The following is a 16,019-nucleotide window of genomic DNA, read 5'->3' as shown; positions in this document are numbered from 1 at the left end:
TGCTAGAATATTTGTTCGAAATATTTCGATGCTGCAGAATAAAAAACTAGTTTATGGATTCCGATAACGCACAAGAACGGCTCGATCGCATGGATCTGCGCATTCTGTCGCTGCTGCAGTCCGACGGCCGCCTGACCAACCTCAAGCTCGCCGAAGCCATCAGCCTTTCACCCACGGCCACGCTGGCGCGCGTGCAGCGGCTCACGCGCGAAGGCTTCATCCTGGGCTACGAGGCGCGGCTCAATCCGATCAAGCTCGATGCGGGCATGCTGGTCTTCGTCGAAGTGCTGCTGGACCGCACCACGCCCAATGTGTTCGAGGAGTTCAAGGTGGCGGTGCAGCTGCAGCCCGAAATCATGGAATGCCACATGGTGGCCGGCGGCTTCGACTACCTGCTCAAGACGCGCAGCGCCGACATGAACGCCTACCGGGTGTTCGCCGGCAACGTGCTGTGGCAACTGCCGGGCGTGCGCGAGACGCGCACTTATGCGGTGATGGAAGAGGTGAAGAACTCTTCGCATTTGCATTTGAGGGGGGTGGGGTAGGGGGCTGTGTTTGGGGCTGGAGGGCCGGGGCCTCATGACTTGAGCGCAGGCCGTTCATCCTTCGACAGGCGCTCAAGATACAGCTTTTGTTGTCAAATAAATCGAAGACTAGAAGTTGGTCGATTTTGGCAAACGGCGGTAAAGCAGTGACCCGTTCGTGGTGAGCCTCCCTGGCCGGGCGCGTCGCACCATGAACGGCCCGTCCTCATGCTTTGAGCGCAGGCCGTTCATCCTTCGACAGGCTCAGGACGAACGGGTTTTTGAAGCCCGCTGTTTCTTTTTGACGCCTTGCGAGACCCCGTCACGCTTACCCCGCTCAGGGCGAACGGGGAGGTGAGGCCCGCTGTTTATTTACAGCGGATTGCGAGATGCTGTCTCGCTTATTTTGCTCAGTACGAACGAAATCCTACGCAGCCACATGCCCCGCCACCCAAGGCAAGGCCAGCGCCGCCAGCAGCTCGATCTGCTGCTTCTGGGCCGTGCTCCACTGCGCGCGCGTGCCCAGCACGTTGAAGGTCGCAAAGCAGGTGCCGGAACGCACCAGCGGCACGTTCATCACCGATTGCAGGCCCATCGACAGGATCAGCCGGTTGTCGTCGAACACCTGCTCCAGCGCCGCCTGGCCTTCGCCCAGGAAGATCTCGCCCGACAGCAGCAGCTGCCGTGTCCAGGGCGTGAGGGTCTTGCGCTTGCGGCCCGCGACCGGGTACTCGGCGGGGCGCGACGACCAGATGCGTTGCAGGTCTATGACCTCGGCGGCATCGGCTGGCGCGGGCCACAGCACATGGTTCACGGTGAGCAGGCCGTCGCCCAGCAGTTCCTGGCGCACGCGCTCTATGGTCTGCAGCGCGGCGGAGAAATCCGCGGCGCGCGGCAGTTCATCGAACAGCGCGCTGCGGGCCGCGGGCGGCAGGGTCAGCAGGGTGGCTTCACTCACCCTTGATGCCCAGCTCGCGGATGATCTTGCCGTAGCGGTCGGCGTCGGACTTGAGCACCGTGGCGAACTGCGCGGGCGTGGCCTTGACGACTTCGACGCCCAGGCTGTCCATGCGTGCCTTGACTGCCGGGTCGGCCATGGCGGCGTTGGCGGCGGCGTTCAACTGGTCGACCAGGGCCTTGGGCATGCCGGCCGGGCCGAACAGACCGTACCAGACACCGAGCTCATAACCGGGCAGCGTTTCACCGACCGTGGGCACGCCTTCGGGCATCAGCGCCGAACGCTTGGCTTCGGTCACGGCCAGCAGCTTGAGCTTGCCGGTCTTGACGTGGGGCAGCGTCTGCGTGCCGGCCGAGAACAGCACCTGGGTCTGGTCGGCGACGGTGTCGACCACGGCGGGCGCGCCGCCCTTGTAGGGCACGTGCACCATGGTGATGCCCGCGGCCTTTTCGAACAGCACGGCGCTCAGGTGGTTGGTCGAGCCCTGACCCGCGGTCGCGTAGTTGAGCTTGCCGGGATTGGCCTTGGCGTAGGCGATGAAGTCCTTGAGGTTGTTCGCGGGCACCGAGTTGCTCACGACCATGGTGTTGATCACATTGGCCAGTTGCGCGATGGGCGTGAAGTCTTCCACGCCCTTGAACGGCATGCTGGCCATCAGCGCGGGGTTCATCGCGTGCGTGCTCATAGAGCCCACGAGCAGCGTGTAGCCGTCGGGCTTGGCCTTGGCGACGATGTTGGAGCCTATGTTGCCCGACGCGCCCGCGCGGTTGTCGACGATCACGGTCTGGCCCAGCGACTTCGACATGCGCTCGCCCAGCGCGCGCGCGAGGATGTCGGTCGAGCCGCCGGGCGCCCAGGGAACGATCAGCGTAATGGGCTTGTCGGGGTAATTGGCCGACGCGGCGCCGGCGACGGCCAGCAAGGCGGTGGCGCACAGGGCGCGGATACGGTGAGAGATCATGGAAGCTCCAGTGGTTGAAAGGGGTGAAGAGGGCGTCAGCGGCCTACGGCGTAGCCCTGCATGCCGCGCGGATTCGCCGCGGCGCGCAGCAGCAGTCGGCCGCGCGCGTCGTGCTCGCGCGTGCAGGCCGACATGCGGCTTTCGGACCAGGCGTCGCCCACCTTGACGGTGTGGCCCGCGGCGCGCAGCGCGGCGATTTCCTCGGGCGCGAAGCGCGATTCGACGGTCAGCTGATTGAGCTTGGTCTGGCGCGGCCAGAACGACGCGGGGAAGTGATCCACATGCCAGGCGGGCGCATCGATGGCCTCCTGCAGGTTCATGCCATGCACCGCATGGCGCAGGAAGAACGCCGGCGACCATTGGTCCTGCTGATCGCCGCCGGGCGTGCCGAACACCATGTAGGGCTGGCCGTCGCGCAGAGCCAGCGAGGGCGACAAGGTGGTGCAGGGCATGACGCGCGGCGTGACGGTGTTGGCCAGGCCTTCGTCCATCCAGGTCATCTGCAGCCGGGTGTTGATCGCAAAGCCCAGCGCGGGAACGACCGGGCTGGACGACAGCCAGCCGCCCGAAGGCGTGGCCGCGACCATGTTCCCGTGGCGGTCGATGACATCGATATGGCAGGTGTCGCCCACGAAGACTTCTCGCTCGGCCCATTCGGCGACCGGCGGCAGCGCGGCGAATGTGGGCTCGCCTATGCCGAAGCGCGTGTCGGCCGTGCGCAGCGTGCGTTCGGCCACGCCCAGGTCGGGCAGGCGCGGGGCGATGCCGCTGGGCGCTCCGGGGCGCAGTTCGGTCGAGGCCTGTGCGCCGGTCTCGCTCCAGCGCGCGCGCAGGTAGTCGTCGGACAGCAGGGCCATCTGCGCCGCGCGCTGGGCGCCGGGCGCGTCGCCGTACCAGGCCAGGCGGTCGGCCATGGCCAGCTTCGCGGCTTCGGCGATGCGGTGCACAAAGCCCGCGGTGTGGGGCGGGTGCTGGCCCAGATCGGCGTGGCGCAGCATGCCTATCTGCTGTAAAAAGGCCGGGCCCTGGCTCCAGAAGCCGCACTTGGCCAGCGTGTAGCGGCCGAAGTCCAGCGTCAGCGGGGTTTCGACCGTGGCCTGCCAGTTGGCCATGTCGTCGTAGCGCAGCAGGCCGCCATGGCGCTCGCCGCTGGTGTCCTGCACTTTTTCGGTGCGGTAGTAGAGATCGATTTCCTGGGCGACAAAGCCGCGATACCAGATGTCGATCGCCGCGTCTATCTGTTCGGTGCGGCCCGTGGCGCGGGTCTGCGTTTCCTGCAGCAGGCGCTCGAAGGTGTCGGCAAGCTTGGGCAACTGGAACAGCGCGCCGGGCTGGGGCACGCGCCCGCCCGGCAGCCAGACCTGCGCCGAGCTGGGCCACTGTTCGCGAAACAGGTCCTGCACCGAATAGATGGCCTGCACGGCGCGCGCGATCAGGGGGAAGCCGTCGCGCGCATAGCCAATCGCCGGCGCGAGCACATCGGCCAGCGACCAGGTGCCATGTTCGCGCAGCATGGTCATCCACGCGCCGAAAGCGCCGGGCACGGTCGCGGGCAGCATGCCTATGCCGGGCACCTGCTCGAAGCCCAGCCGGCGAAACGCTTGGGCGTCGGCCTCGGCGGGCGCCACGCCCTGGCCCTTGATCGATTCGATGCGCCCCAGCCGCTCGCTCCACAGCAGGATGGGCACTTCGCCGCCCGGGCCGTTGAGATGGGGCTCGACCACCTGCAGCACAAAGCCGCCAGCCACGGCGGCGTCGAACGCATTGCCGCCGCGTTCGAGCACACCCATCGCGGTCTGCGACACCAGCCAATGGGTAGAGGAGACCACGCCGAAGGTTCCAGTGATCTCGGGACGGGTAGTGAAAGCGCTCATGGTTGCTTTTGGTGCGAGTGGAGGAGGGCCCAACTATAGAAGCACGTAATAGGCCAGGGTGAATGTATTTGCATCAGTCCATGCATTGCAGGCTATAGTTCGCCATGTCTCATTCGATGCCCGAAGTCGAGCGCGCCATTGACGCGCGCCTCAAGCTGCGCCACTACCGGCTGGTGGTCGCGCTCGACCGCTACCGTTCGATCACGCGCGTCGCCGAAATCCTGGGCAGCAGCCAGCCCACGGTCACGCGCGCGCTGGCCGATATCGAAGAAATCTTCAACGCCGTGCTGTTTGACAGAACCGGGCGCGGACTCGAGCCCACGGCCGCGGGCCGCGTCGTGATCGCGCGCGCCGCGTATGCGATCGCCGAGAACGATGAGCTGCTGATCGAACTCGACGGCGTGCGCGCCGGGCGCCAGGGCCGGCTGCGCGTGGGCGTGCTGCCCTATGCGTCCACGCGCGTGCTCGACAGCACCTGGTCGTACCTGTTCTCGCTGCGGCCCAAGATCGCCACGGTGTCGATGGAAGATGTCACGGGCAATCTGTTCGCCGCGCTGCGCGCGCGCACGCTCGACTGCGCGATCTGCCGCTTTTCACAGAACGACCAGGGCGCGCCGGGCGATGAGGCGATGGAGCAGGTGCTGCTGTATCAGCAGCAGCCGCGCCTGGTCGTGGCCCAGCCCAGCGCGGCGCTGCTCAAGCGCTTTCCCGAAGTGGATATCGCCAAACTGTCGGAGATGGACTGGATCTTTCCGCCTGCAGACACGCCGATTCGCGGCATGATCGACGCGATCTTCTCGGCCGCCGGGCGGCGCGTGCCCGTGCCCACGCTGGAAGCCTATGCGGTGCGCACCATCGCGTCGGCGCTGCGCAATCTGCCGCGCGGCATCACGGTGCTGCCCGACGACATCGCCCAGGCGGTGTGCGTGGGCGGCGCGGCCGAAGTGCTGGAGCAGGCGCTGCCCTGGAGCCTGCCGCCCGTGGGCCTGGCCTGGCTGCGCAATTCGCCCAAGGTCGATTTGATCGATGGGCTGAGGCGGGCGATTTTGGCGCGGGAGGTCTGAATCGGGATCAGAGCCCCATCGCATCCAGCGCCGGCGGGCGCAGCAGGTCCTTGTCGATTCCCATGACTTCGCTGGCGCGCTCCATGGCGGTCCAGAGTTGCGCGGGCATCTTGAGGATTTCCTCGGGCGAATCGGCCTGGGCGATCCAGGCGCCGATCTCGTGGTGCTGTTCGGGGGTGAGCAGATCCAGGTGCAGCATTTCGTCAATGGTTTTCATGGGATCAGCGGTTCTCGAATTGCAAAGATGCCCGGGCAGCTGGCGCTGCGCGGCCTGAGCTCCAATATACCGCCGTCCCGTGATGCTCCGGCGCTTCAGGCGGCTTTTTCGACATGCGCCTGGCGCGTGTAGAGAAAATCCATCACTGCCTTGCGGCAGCGCAGGTACTCGGGGTCGTTGGCCAGCTCGACGCGCTTGCGCGGGCGTTCGATGTCAACGCTCAGGATCTCGCCAATGCGCGCGGCCGGGCCGTTGGTCATCATCACGATCTTGTCCGACAGCAGCACGGCTTCGTCGACATCGTGCGTCACCATGACCACGGTGCTGCGCGTGCGCGCGACGATCTCCAGCAGCTCGTCCTGCAGCTTGGCGCGCGTGAGCGCGTCGAGCGCGCCGAACGGCTCGTCCATCAGCAGCACCTGGGGCTCCATCGACAGTGCCCGGGCAATGCCCACGCGCTGCTTCATGCCGCCCGAAATTTCGCCCGGGCGCTTGTCGCGCGCATGGCTCAGGCCGACCAGGGCCAGCGCGGCGTCGGTGCGCTCCTTGAGCTGGGCCTTGCTTTCCTTCTGCGAGAACACGCGCTCCACGGCCAGATGCACGTTCTCGTAGCAGGTGAGCCAGGGCAGCAGCGAATGGTTCTGGAACACCACGGCGCGCTCGGGCGAAGGGCCCTGGATTTCGCGGTTGGCGCACAGCAGCACGCCGTTGCTGGGCGTGGTGAGCCCGGCGATCAGATTGAGCAGCGTCGACTTGCCGCAGCCCGAGTGGCCGATCAGCGCGACGAAGTCACCCTTGGCGATGCGCAGATCGATGTTCTCCAGCGCCAGGAACAGGCCCTTGGCGGTCTTGAAACTCTGCGAGATGCCTTGGAGTTCAATGAATTTGTCGCTCATGACTTCACCTCTTCATAAGTAAATGCCTTGGCGATCTGCACCAGCAGCAGCTCCAGCGCCAGACCCACGATGCCGATCACGCCGATGGCGATGATGATGTTCATCACGTTGAGGTTGTTCCACTCGTCCCAGACCCAGAAGCCTATGCCCACGCCGCCGGTCAGCATTTCTGCGGCGACGATCACCAGCCAGGCCGTGCCCACGGCCAGGCGCACGCCGGTGAGCATGTAGGGCAGCACCGAAGGCAGCAGGATCTTGGTCGCGATCTTCCATTCGGACAGATTGAGAACGCGCGCCACGTTCATGTAGTCCTGGGGCACGCGCTGCACGCCGATCGCGGTGTTGATCACCATGGGCCAGATCGAGCAGATGAAGATGGTCCAGATGGCCGCGGGGTTCGCGCCCTTGAACACCAGCAGGCCTATGGGCAGCCAGGCCAGCGGCGACACCGGCTTGAGCAGGCTGATGATGGGGTTGAACATCTTCGACAGGAACTTGAAGCGGCCGATCAGAAAGCCCGCGGGAATGCCGACCAGCGCCGCCAGGCCGAAGCCTATGGCCACGCGTTCCAGCGAGGCCAGCACGTTCCAGCCCACGCCCTGGTCGTTCGGGCCGTTGCTGTAGAACGGGTCGCTGAACAGCTTGATCGCCTGTTCCCAGGTCGCGCCCGGCGCGGGAATGCTGCCGCCGGTGGCCATGGACACGCCGGCCCAGGCCAGCACCAGCAGCGCCAGGCCCAGCAGCGGCGGCACGGCCGACTTGACCAGCTCCTGCATTCTCAGCACCAGCTTGCTGGGCGCGCGCGGGCGGGCGCTGGCCGTGGCGGCGGGTGCGGCATGGGCCGCATGCCCGGCCAGCGGCAGTGCGACTTCCGCGACGGACTCCACGCTCTCGTGGGCTTGCAGCGGGGCGTTGGGCGACAAAGTATGTGTGTTCATCGTGCGTTCTTCCGTTGAAACCAGGGAGTCAGCGTCAGGCCTTGATCTTGAAGCTGTCGGCGTACTTCTGCGGCTGCGCGCCGTCCCAGACGACGCCGTCGATGAGCTTGCTGCTGCGCATCTCGCTCTTGGGCAGCGGCGTCTTGGAGGCGGTTGCCGCCTGCTTGTAGAGATCGATGCGGTTGATCGCCTTGGCCACGCCCAGGTAGTCGGGGTGGTCCTTGAGCAGGCCCCAGCGCTTGTGCTGCGTGAGGAACCACATGCCGTCGGACAGATAGGGGAAGTTCACCGCGCCTTCGTTGTAGAACTTCATGTGGTTGGGGTCGTCCCAGGTCTTGCCCATGCCGTCCTGGTAGCGGCCCAGGATGCGCTGGTTGATCGCGTCGACGCTGGTGTTCACATAGGACTTGGCGGCAATGGTTTCGGCCATCTGGTTCTTGTTGGCCAGGCTGGCATCGATCCAGCGGCCGGCTTCCAGAATGGCGGCCGTGACGGCGCGCGCGGTGTTCGGGTACTTGTCCGCGAACTCGGCCGTGGTGCCCAGCACCTTCTCGGGGTGGTCCTTCCAGATTTCCTGGGTGGTGGCGGCGGTCACGCCTATGCCGTCCATGATCGCGCGGTGGTTCCAGGGCTCGCCCACGCAGAAGCCGTCCATGTTGCCCACGCGCATGTTCGCGACCATCTGCGGCGGCGGCACGGTGATGACCTTGGCATCCTTCATGGGGTTGATGCCGTTCGCGGCGAGCCAGTAGTAGAGCCACATGGCGTGCGTGCCCGTGGGAAAGGTCTGGGCGAAGGTGTATTCGCGCTTTTCGCTGGCCATCAGCTTGGCCAGGCCTGCGCCGTTGACCGCGCCCTTGTCGGCCAGCTTCTTGGCCAGCGTGATCGCCTGGCCGTTGTTGTTCAGGTTCATGAGCACGGCCATGTCCTTCTTGGGGCCGCCGATGCCCAGGTGCACGCCGTAGACCAGGCCGTAGAGCACATGGGCGCAGTCGAGTTCGCCGTTGACCAGCTTGTCGCGCACGCCCGCCCAGCTCGCTTCCTTGGTGGGAATGATCTTGATGCCGTATTTCTTGTCTATGCCCAGCACCGAGGCCATCACCACGCTGGCGCAATCGGTCAGCGGAATGAAGCCGATGCGCACTTCCTTCTTCTCCGGCGCGTCGGAGCCCTGGGCATGCACCAGCGCGCGCAGGGCGGGGGAGATTCCGGCGACCCCCACGGCGGCGGCTTGCAGAACGGTGCGGCGCGGAAGTCCGGTTTTCATCAGGTCGGGCATATGCAGTCTCGGCAAAAAGTGGCGAAAAAAAAAGGCGCCCGCATCCTGCGCGAAAGCCATGGGCTGGTCGTGCAGTGATGGGGACGCCTTTGTCCGGTGACAGGCAGATCGGTCGTTGAGTGCCTGTCGGTGGGGTCTTCGTTGACCTCGCTTCTAGCTAAGCAACTTCGGTGCCAGGTTGCTTGTTGCTGCATTTTCCCTGTGCAGCGGCTGCGCGCAGGCTCTGGGGGGCAGTTTTGCGCCGCCCGATCGCGCGCCATTTCCGTGCGCGTGCGCTGAATCGGGGCGTTCAGCCCAGAAGTTCGGCCGCGTCGATCATGCGCTGGGCGATTTGCACCATCTTGATGCCCTTGTCCATCGCGAGCTTGCGCAGCCGGTCGTAGGCTTCCTTTTCGGTCAGCGACTGGCGCTGCATCAGGATGCCCTTGGCGCGGTCTATGGTCTTGCGGTCCTTGAGCTCGTCGCGCGCATCCTGGAGTTCGGCGCGCAGCGACTCCTCATGCTTGAAACGCGCCATCGCCACCTGCAGGATGGGGCGTATGCGCTGCGGCGCCAGGCCTTCGACGATATAGGCGCAGACCCCGGCCGCCACGGCGTCGGACACATGCGTGGTGTCGGGGTCGTTGGTGAACAGCACGATGGGCCGGCGCGCGTCGCGCGTGGCCATGACCACATGTTCCAGCGCGTCGCGCGCTTCGCTTTCGGCGTCGACAATGATCAGATCGGGGCGCAGCTGGGCGATGCGCTCGCTCAGAAACACATCGGCCGGCAGCGTGGCGACGATATCATATTGCGCTTCGAGCAAGCCCACGCGCAACGAGCGCGAGCGCTCGAGCTGCAGGCGCACATGCTCTTCCTGTTCGTCCAGCAAGGCCAGATCCGGGACGATGACCACGATGCGCAGGGGATGACTCATGGCTTGGCACAAGCAAGAAAAATGCCATTTTGTGCCGAAACGGGGGGCAGCGGGGATCTGTAAGCTGTGCGTTCATCCTTCTATCCTTCGGCAAGCTCTCAAGAAACAGCTTTTTTGTCAAATAAATCAATGACTTAGAAGGTGGTCGATTTTGGCAAACAGTGGCAAAACAGTGACCCGTTCGTGGTGAGCCTCCCTAGCCGGGCGCGTCGCACCATGAACGGCCCGTCCTCATGACTTGAGCACAGGCCGTTCACCCTTCGACGCGGCCGGCGAGGCAGGCTCAGGGCGAACGGGGATTTTGAAGCCCGCTGTTCTTTTGAACGCCTTGCGAGACCCCGTCTCGCTTACATCGCTCAGGGCGAACGGGGCGGAGAAGTGCAGCTTACTTGCGCAAGAACGGCAGCGGCACATCCGCCGGAATCGGGCAGGCATAGGGCTGGCCCTGGCGGCGTTCCAGCAGTTCGGCTTTCGCGGCTTCGATCAGTGCCGGGTTGGCGATCAGCTCCACGGCCGTCGCGGTCAGCACCTTGGCCGCGTGCACCATGCCGGCGTGGGCCAGGCCCGACTGGCCTTGCGAGACCATTTGCCACGAATGCAGCGGCGTGCCGAACGCATAGCAGGCGACCCAGGCCTGCACCGTGGGCGTGATCCAGCTGACGTCGGCGACGTCGGTGGAGCCGAACATGGTTTCCTGCGCCTTGGGGTCGTAGGGCGCGAGGCCTTCGAACACGGCCGGCACCTTGCCGCGCAGCACCGCGGCCAGCGGGCGGCTGACCGAGTCGAGGTCGTTGGGGTCCAGCGTGGCCTGGAAGTCGCTGGCGAGCTTCTGCTGGCGCGCGTCGAGGCGCAGCTGGCCCAGCGCCTGCATCTGCGCATACATCACCTGGTTGAGTGTGGTGTTCTGCAGCAGGTTGGAGCAGGCCTTGTCGAACACGATCTCGAGCCGGCAGTCGGTCATCAGCGCCGCGCCGCGCGCGACGTTCTTCACGCGTTCGTAGAGTTCGGCGGCCTCGTGGTTGCGGCCCGCGCGAATCAGATAGAGCACTTCGGCGCGCGCCTGCACGACGTTGGGCGACAGTCCGCCCGAGTCGGTGACCGCGTAGTGCACGCGCGCGTCCGAAGGCATGTGCTCGCGCAGGTAGTTGACGCCCACGTTCATCAGCTCGACGGCGTCGAGCGCGCTGCGGCCCAGGTGCGGCGAATGCGCGGCGTGCGAGGCCTTGCCGTGGAAGATGAACTTGGCCTGGATGTTGGCCAGCGTGTTCTGGCTGAACACCGCGGTGAAGCTCGCGGGGTGCCAGGTGAGCGCGACATCCACATCATCGAACACGCCCGCGCGCGCCATGAAGGTCTTGCCCGAGCCGCCTTCCTCGGCGGGGCAGCCGTAGTAGCGAATGCGCGCCTTCCGGCCGCTGGCCTGCAGGTGGGCCTGCAGCGCGATCGCCGCGAAGTGCGCCGAAGTGCCCAGCAGATGGTGGCCGCAGCCGTGGCCCGCGAGGCCCGGGCTGTCGACCGACGGCGTGCAGACCAGCGCGCCGCTTTGCTGGTTCAGGCCCGACAGCGCGTCGTATTCGCCCAGGAACGCAACGGCCGGGCCGTCGTCGCCCCATTCGGCCATGAAGGCCGTGGGAATGCCGGCGACATTGCGCGTGATGCGAAAGCCCGCGCTCGCCAGCGCGTCGATGTGCAGCTGCGCCGACGACATCTCGGCGTAGCGCAGTTCGGCCAGCGACCAGATCTGGTCGGCGAGCGCGGTCATGCGCGGCGTCTCGCGCGTGAAGAAATCCTGCAGTTCGTTTATTGCGTTCATATGCGTGGTCTCCTGGCGCTACGCCGTCATTCGGGCTGGATTCCGGCCTTGTCGAGTTGGGCCTTGTTGCGCTGGATGTCGGCCGCGATCTGCGCGGGGAACTTGCTCTGGTCCATGTCGGTGGCCTGGGCGCCCAGCGCCTGCAGGCGCTTTTGCACCTCGGGCAGGTGGGCGGCCTTGACGGCGGCGTCCTGCAGCTTCTTCACGGTGGCAGCGGGCGTGTTCTTGGGCACGACGATGCCGAACCAGCTGATGCCCAGTGCGTTGAGGTCGTCGTAGCCCAGCTCCTTGAACGTGGGCACATTGGGCAGATCGGGCGAGCGCGCCGTGGCCGACAGCGCGACGGGAATCAGCTTGCCGCCCTTGATCTGCGGCAGGGCCGAAGGCAGTTGATCGGTCATCACCTGCACCTGGCCGGCGAGCGCGTCGTTGAGCGCCGGACCGTTGCCGCGGTAGGGCACGATCTGGATATCGGTCTTCATGGTGTCGTTGAACGACGCGAGCATCAGATGGCCCAGCGTGCCCACGCCGGGCACGCCGGCGCTGAAACCGCCGGGCTTGGCCTTGATCTTCGCGAGGAAGTCGGCGAAGTTGTTGACGCCCATGTTGGGGTGGGCGGTCCAGACCGAAGGCATGGTCACGAGATTGGCGACGGGCAGCAGCTTCGCTCCCAGGCCCTGGGCGCGGGTGTAGAGCAGCGGGTTGATGGTCATGGTGCTCACGGTGGCCATGCCCACGGTGTAGCCATCGGCCGGCGCCTGGGCCACGGCTTCCGTGCCTATCAGCCCGCCCGCGCCGCCGCGGTTGTCGACGACCACGGGCTGGCCCAGCGTGCTGCGCATGCCTTCGGCCAGCACGCGCGCGACGATATCGGTGGAGCCGCCGGCCGCGAACGGCACGATCAGCTTGATGGGCTTGCTCGGATAGTTGTCTGCCGCCTGCACGCCCAGCGGCAGCGCGGCGCACAGCGTGGTGAAGATGACCGCGCCCAGGCATTGCAGCGACAGGCGTGGGGTGGGGCGGGACAGGGCGCTCATGGAACTTTCCTTTGGACGGGCGAAACGCGGCAACATGCACAACCAGTAGTGAGGTCATGCAGGCAAGACATGGCACTATAGAAAAAAAGCGCTGCATCGGCCTCACCGAATCAAGGGCCTGCCATAAGCATTGCCGATGGCTCGCATTGCGCCGGCCGCTGACTTTGGCTCAAAATGGGCGCTTCCTCTTCCTGATCGCCTCCCCCGTGTTCCCCACCGAGAACTGCCCCGAAGGCAAAGTGCTGTTTTCCCGGCTCGCCACGCATGGCCGGCTGCGCCAGTTGCAGCTGCTGCTGGCGCTGGCCCAGTGCGGCTCCATCGTGCGCGCGGCCGCGCACCTGCACATGAGCCAGTCGGCGGCCACGCAGGCGCTGGCCGAACTCGAACGCGTGCTCGACGTGCGGCTGTTCGAGCGCCATGCGCGCGGCATGCGGCCCACGCTGGCCGGCCAGGCGCTGACCGACGCCGCGCGCGGCGTGATGAACGAACTCGAGGAAGTCGCGCAGACGCTGGCCGCGATACGTATGGGCGCGTCGGCCGCGCTGCGCCTGGGCACCATTCCCGCGGCCGCCCAGGCCATCCTGGCGCAGCTGCTGACGCGCTTTTATTGCGAGCACCCGCTGGTGCACATCGATGTGCAGGAAGGCTCGGCCACGCGGCTGCTGCCGCAGCTGATCAGCGGCGGGCTGGACGCGCTGTTTTGCCGCCAGCCCGGGCTGCTGCCCGAAGCGTTCGCTTTCGAGCCGCTGCTCGAAGACGAGGCCGTGGTCGTCGCCTCGCATGCCCACCCGCTCGTGGGCCAGCCGCAGCTCCAGCTCGCGGAACTGAACTGCGCGCGCTGGGTGCTGCCTTCGGCGAACATCGCGGTGCGCGATATCTTCGAGCGCGACATCCTGAGCCGCCTGCCCGATGCGCAATGGTTTCCCGTGGCCACCATGTCGCTGTCGGTGCTTGAAGGCCTGCTGAGCCAGCCCCAGGCCGTATCCTTGATGCCGCGCAGCATCGTCGCCGGGCTCGAGCCCCAGGGCCGCGGCGCGCGCTTTGCGGTGCTCGACTTGCAGGCCGGCAGTTTCCAGTGCGCCTTGCCGCCGCTGGGCGTGGTGTTCCAGCGCGAAGCCAGGCCCCAGCTGCTCACCGAAATGCTCAAGCTGTGGCGCGATGCGGGTCATGCGCCCGCCGCGCCGCCTGGTTCATGACTCTGAAAGATCCCATGCTGCCCATCCCCGAATCGATTCACCCGGCGCTGGCCGCGCTCTGGTCTGAACACGGCCTGGCCGAAGATGCTCTCGCGCGCATCGCCTTCCCCGGTGCGGCCCGGGGTTTCGCCAGCTGCTTCAACGTTGTGCCGGCGGCGCAGATCAGCGCTGGCGCGGCCGCGCTGGCCGCGACCGAAATCGAGCGCTGGCGCGCGCCCGGCCGACCGGCGCAGAGCGTGACCGTCGACGCCCAGCACGCGGCGTTCGAGACCAGCGGCTATTTCACGGTTGACGGCGTGCAGCCCGATGCCTGGGCGCCGATCTCGGGGCTTTATGCCTGCGGCGCGGCGACGGACGCGCCGGGCTGGGTGCGCATTCATGCGAATTTCGATCACCACCGCGATGGCGCGCTGGCGCTGCTGGGCCTGCCCACGGGCGCCGACACGCAGCGCGCGGCCGTGGAACAGGCCTTGCGGCAGTGGGGTGCCGATGACTTCGAAGCCCAGGCCGCGGCCAAGGGACTGCCAGTGGCGGCGGTGCGCGGCAGCGCGCAATGGCAGGCGCTGGGCCATGAAGCCGTGCTGGCCGAGCAGAAACTGGTGACCCTTAAGCGAATCGGCGATGCGCCGCCCTTGCCCTGGCCCGCGCTGGCCGAACAGGACAAGCCGCTGGCCGGCCTGCGTGTGCTCGATCTCACACGCATCATCGCCGGGCCGGTCGCGGGCCGCACGCTGGCCGCGCATGGCGCGGACGTGATGCTGGTCAACGGCCCGCATCTGCCCAACATCGACGCCATTGCCGACACCAGCCGCGGCAAGCGCTCGGCGCAGCTCGATCTGCGCACGGCCGGCGGCCAGCAGGCGCTGCGCGATCTCGTGGCGCAGTCGCAGGTGTTTTTGCAGGCCTACCGGCCGGGCGCGCTCGCGGCCAAGGGGTTTTCTGCCGAGGAACTCGCGCGCCTGCGCCCGGGCCTGGTCGTCGCCGAGCTGTCGGCCTATGGCTGGCAGGGCCCCTGGGCCGGGCGCCGCGGTTTCGATTCGCTGGTGCAGACTGCGACCGGCGTGCAGGCCGACGAAGCGCTGGCACGCGGCCAGACCGCGCCGCGCGCGCTGCCCATGCAGATCCTCGACTACAGCGCGGGCTATCTGCTCGCCTATGGCATAGAGGCCGCGCTGCTGCGCCAGGCGCGCGAAGGCGGCAGCTGGCAGGTGCGCGTGACGCTTGCAGGCGTGGCGCGTTGGTTGCGCGGACTCGGCGCCGTGGCGGTGCCGCACGGCGACTGGGACCAGCCCAAGCCCGACATCACGCCCTATCTCGAGACCACGGCCAGCGGCTTTGGCGCATTGCGCGCCGTGCGCCATTGCGCCGTGCTGTCGCGCAGCGCGCCCGGCTGGGAGCGCCTTTCGGTACCGCCCGGAACCGACGCACCAGCTTGGGTTTAGCGCGCGCGGCGCCGGGTCCATGCCCTGAAATGGGGCATCTGGCGTGGTAATTGCTTGCACGGTGGCAGTCCCTCTGTCACCTTGCGAGCGCAATGACCACCACCGCCTTGCCCCATCCCGTGCCGCTGAACCTGCGGCAGATCGAAGTCTTTCACGCCATCATGATGGCCGGCACGCTCAGCGGCGCGGCGCGCATGCTGTGCGTGTCGCCGCCGGCCGTGAGCCGCATGCTGGCCACGGCCGAGAGCCGGCTGCGCATGCTGATGTTCGAGCGCGTGCGCGGGCGCCTGCAGCCCACGCCCGAAGCGCGGCGGCTGTTTTCCGAAGTGCAGAGCATTGTCGAAGGTGTTCGCCGCTTCAACGCGCTGGCCAGCGATCTGGCCGTGGGCACGCATGGCGAGTTGTCGCTGGTCTCCAGCCCCAGCTATGCCGAATGGCTGATGCCGGTCGCGATACGCCGCTTTCGCGCGCGCTTTCCCGAAGTGCGCATCAAATACCGGCCCTTGCCGTTCGACGCCTTGCTGCCCCATGTGCTGCTGGGCCAGGCCGATCTGGCAATCTCGTCCATGCCCGCGCCGTCGAGCGCCAATGTGGTGGCGCGCGCCATAGGCCATGGCTTCATCGAATGCGCCGTGCCCGAGCGCCATCCGCTGGCCCAGGCCGAATCGATAGGCGCGGCCGATCTCGTGGGCCAGACGTTCATCAGCTATGGCGGCGACACGCCGTTCGGCAATCTGGCCGCGGATTTCTTCGCGGCCTCGGGCCTGGCCTTGCGCGCCGATGTGGAGATTCGCTCCACGCCCGAAGCCATGGGACTGGTGCGCGCGGGCGTGGGCGTGGCGCTGATCGAGGCCTTCGGCGCGCGCCGGCCCAGCCAGGACGGCGTGGTGCTCAAGCCGCTGCG

Annotated in this window: 15 protein-coding genes; 5 read left to right on the top strand and 10 right to left on the bottom strand. The window is 66.8% G+C overall.

The window, feature by feature from the left end:
• Positions 1-53 precede the first annotated feature (53 nt).
• On the top strand, positions 54-545 hold the full coding sequence (locus tag KHY18_RS13375; RefSeq protein WP_213300536.1) for an Lrp/AsnC ligand binding domain-containing protein: 492 nt from the start codon (positions 54-56) through the stop codon (positions 543-545).
• A gap of 406 nt (positions 546-951) precedes the next feature.
• On the opposite strand, the gene KHY18_RS13370 is transcribed toward KHY18_RS13375, so the two are convergent.
• The 3 genes from KHY18_RS13370 to KHY18_RS13360 are packed head-to-tail and all read right to left on the bottom strand — an operon-like array spanning position 952 to position 4,317.
• Entirely contained in the window at positions 952-1,482 is a 531-nt protein-coding gene (locus KHY18_RS13370) for a GAF domain-containing protein (protein WP_213300534.1), read from the bottom strand.
• Positions 1,475-2,443 (bottom strand): Bug family tripartite tricarboxylate transporter substrate binding protein, encoded by a 969-nt coding sequence (locus KHY18_RS13365; RefSeq protein WP_213300532.1) that lies wholly within the window; start codon positions 2,441-2,443, stop codon positions 1,475-1,477. The genes KHY18_RS13370 and KHY18_RS13365 overlap by 8 nt, the downstream gene beginning before the upstream one ends.
• Before the next feature lie 35 nt (positions 2,444-2,478).
• The gene (locus KHY18_RS13360) at positions 2,479-4,317 is read right to left on the bottom strand and encodes a gamma-glutamyltransferase family protein (protein ID WP_213300530.1); all 1,839 of its coding nucleotides are present in this window, start codon (positions 4,315-4,317) and stop codon (positions 2,479-2,481) included.
• Between the two features lie 104 nt (positions 4,318-4,421).
• Between KHY18_RS13360 and KHY18_RS13355 the strand changes: the two genes are divergently transcribed.
• Positions 4,422-5,381, top strand: a complete 960-nt coding sequence (locus KHY18_RS13355; RefSeq protein WP_213300528.1) for a LysR family transcriptional regulator — start codon at positions 4,422-4,424, stop codon at positions 5,379-5,381.
• 7 nt (positions 5,382-5,388) lie between these two features.
• Here KHY18_RS13355 and KHY18_RS13350 read toward each other — a convergent pair whose 3' ends face one another.
• The 7 genes from KHY18_RS13350 to KHY18_RS13320 form a co-directional block, all read right to left on the bottom strand.
• The gene (locus KHY18_RS13350; protein WP_213300526.1) at positions 5,389-5,598 is read right to left on the bottom strand and encodes a hypothetical protein; all 210 of its coding nucleotides are present in this window, start codon (positions 5,596-5,598) and stop codon (positions 5,389-5,391) included.
• Positions 5,599-5,693: 95 nt separating this feature from the next.
• On the bottom strand, positions 5,694-6,494 hold the full coding sequence (locus KHY18_RS13345) for an ABC transporter ATP-binding protein (protein WP_213300524.1): 801 nt from the start codon (positions 6,492-6,494) through the stop codon (positions 5,694-5,696).
• The gene (gene ntrB / locus KHY18_RS13340; RefSeq protein WP_213300522.1) at positions 6,491-7,432 is read right to left on the bottom strand and encodes a nitrate ABC transporter permease; all 942 of its coding nucleotides are present in this window, start codon (positions 7,430-7,432) and stop codon (positions 6,491-6,493) included. Before ntrB ends, KHY18_RS13345 begins: the two co-directional genes overlap by 4 nt.
• Before the next feature lie 34 nt (positions 7,433-7,466).
• On the bottom strand, positions 7,467-8,711 hold the full coding sequence (locus KHY18_RS13335; protein ID WP_213300519.1) for a CmpA/NrtA family ABC transporter substrate-binding protein: 1,245 nt from the start codon (positions 8,709-8,711) through the stop codon (positions 7,467-7,469).
• A 289-nt stretch (positions 8,712-9,000) separates the two neighbouring features.
• Positions 9,001-9,627: an ANTAR domain-containing response regulator gene (locus KHY18_RS13330; RefSeq protein WP_213300516.1), complete on the bottom strand. Its 627-nt coding sequence runs from the start codon at positions 9,625-9,627 to the stop codon at positions 9,001-9,003.
• Between the two features lie 385 nt (positions 9,628-10,012).
• Positions 10,013-11,440: a M20 family metallopeptidase gene (locus KHY18_RS13325; RefSeq protein WP_213300513.1), complete on the bottom strand. Its 1,428-nt coding sequence runs from the start codon at positions 11,438-11,440 to the stop codon at positions 10,013-10,015.
• A gap of 26 nt (positions 11,441-11,466) precedes the next feature.
• Entirely contained in the window at positions 11,467-12,477 is a 1,011-nt protein-coding gene (locus tag KHY18_RS13320) for a tripartite tricarboxylate transporter substrate binding protein BugE (protein ID WP_213300510.1), read from the bottom strand.
• A gap of 206 nt (positions 12,478-12,683) precedes the next feature.
• Here KHY18_RS13320 and KHY18_RS13315 point away from each other — a divergent pair, with 206 nt between their 5' ends.
• The 3 genes from KHY18_RS13315 to KHY18_RS13305 form a co-directional block, all read left to right on the top strand.
• Complete coding sequence (locus tag KHY18_RS13315; protein ID WP_349630291.1) at positions 12,684-13,673, top strand: LysR family transcriptional regulator; 990 nt, start codon at positions 12,684-12,686, stop codon at positions 13,671-13,673.
• A gap of 14 nt (positions 13,674-13,687) precedes the next feature.
• Positions 13,688-15,115, top strand: coding sequence for a CoA transferase (locus tag KHY18_RS13310; RefSeq protein WP_213300506.1), 1,428 nt, complete (start codon positions 13,688-13,690; stop codon positions 15,113-15,115).
• Positions 15,116-15,207: 92 nt separating this feature from the next.
• Positions 15,208-16,019, top strand: an 812-nt coding sequence (locus tag KHY18_RS13305; protein ID WP_213300504.1) for a LysR substrate-binding domain-containing protein, incomplete at its 3' end; no start/stop codon positions are given.

Source organism: Acidovorax sp. CCYZU-2555 (genome assembly GCF_018413525.1).
GTDB lineage: Bacteria > Pseudomonadota > Gammaproteobacteria > Burkholderiales > Burkholderiaceae_C > Comamonas.
This window is presented reverse-complemented; position numbering and strand designations above follow the sequence as displayed.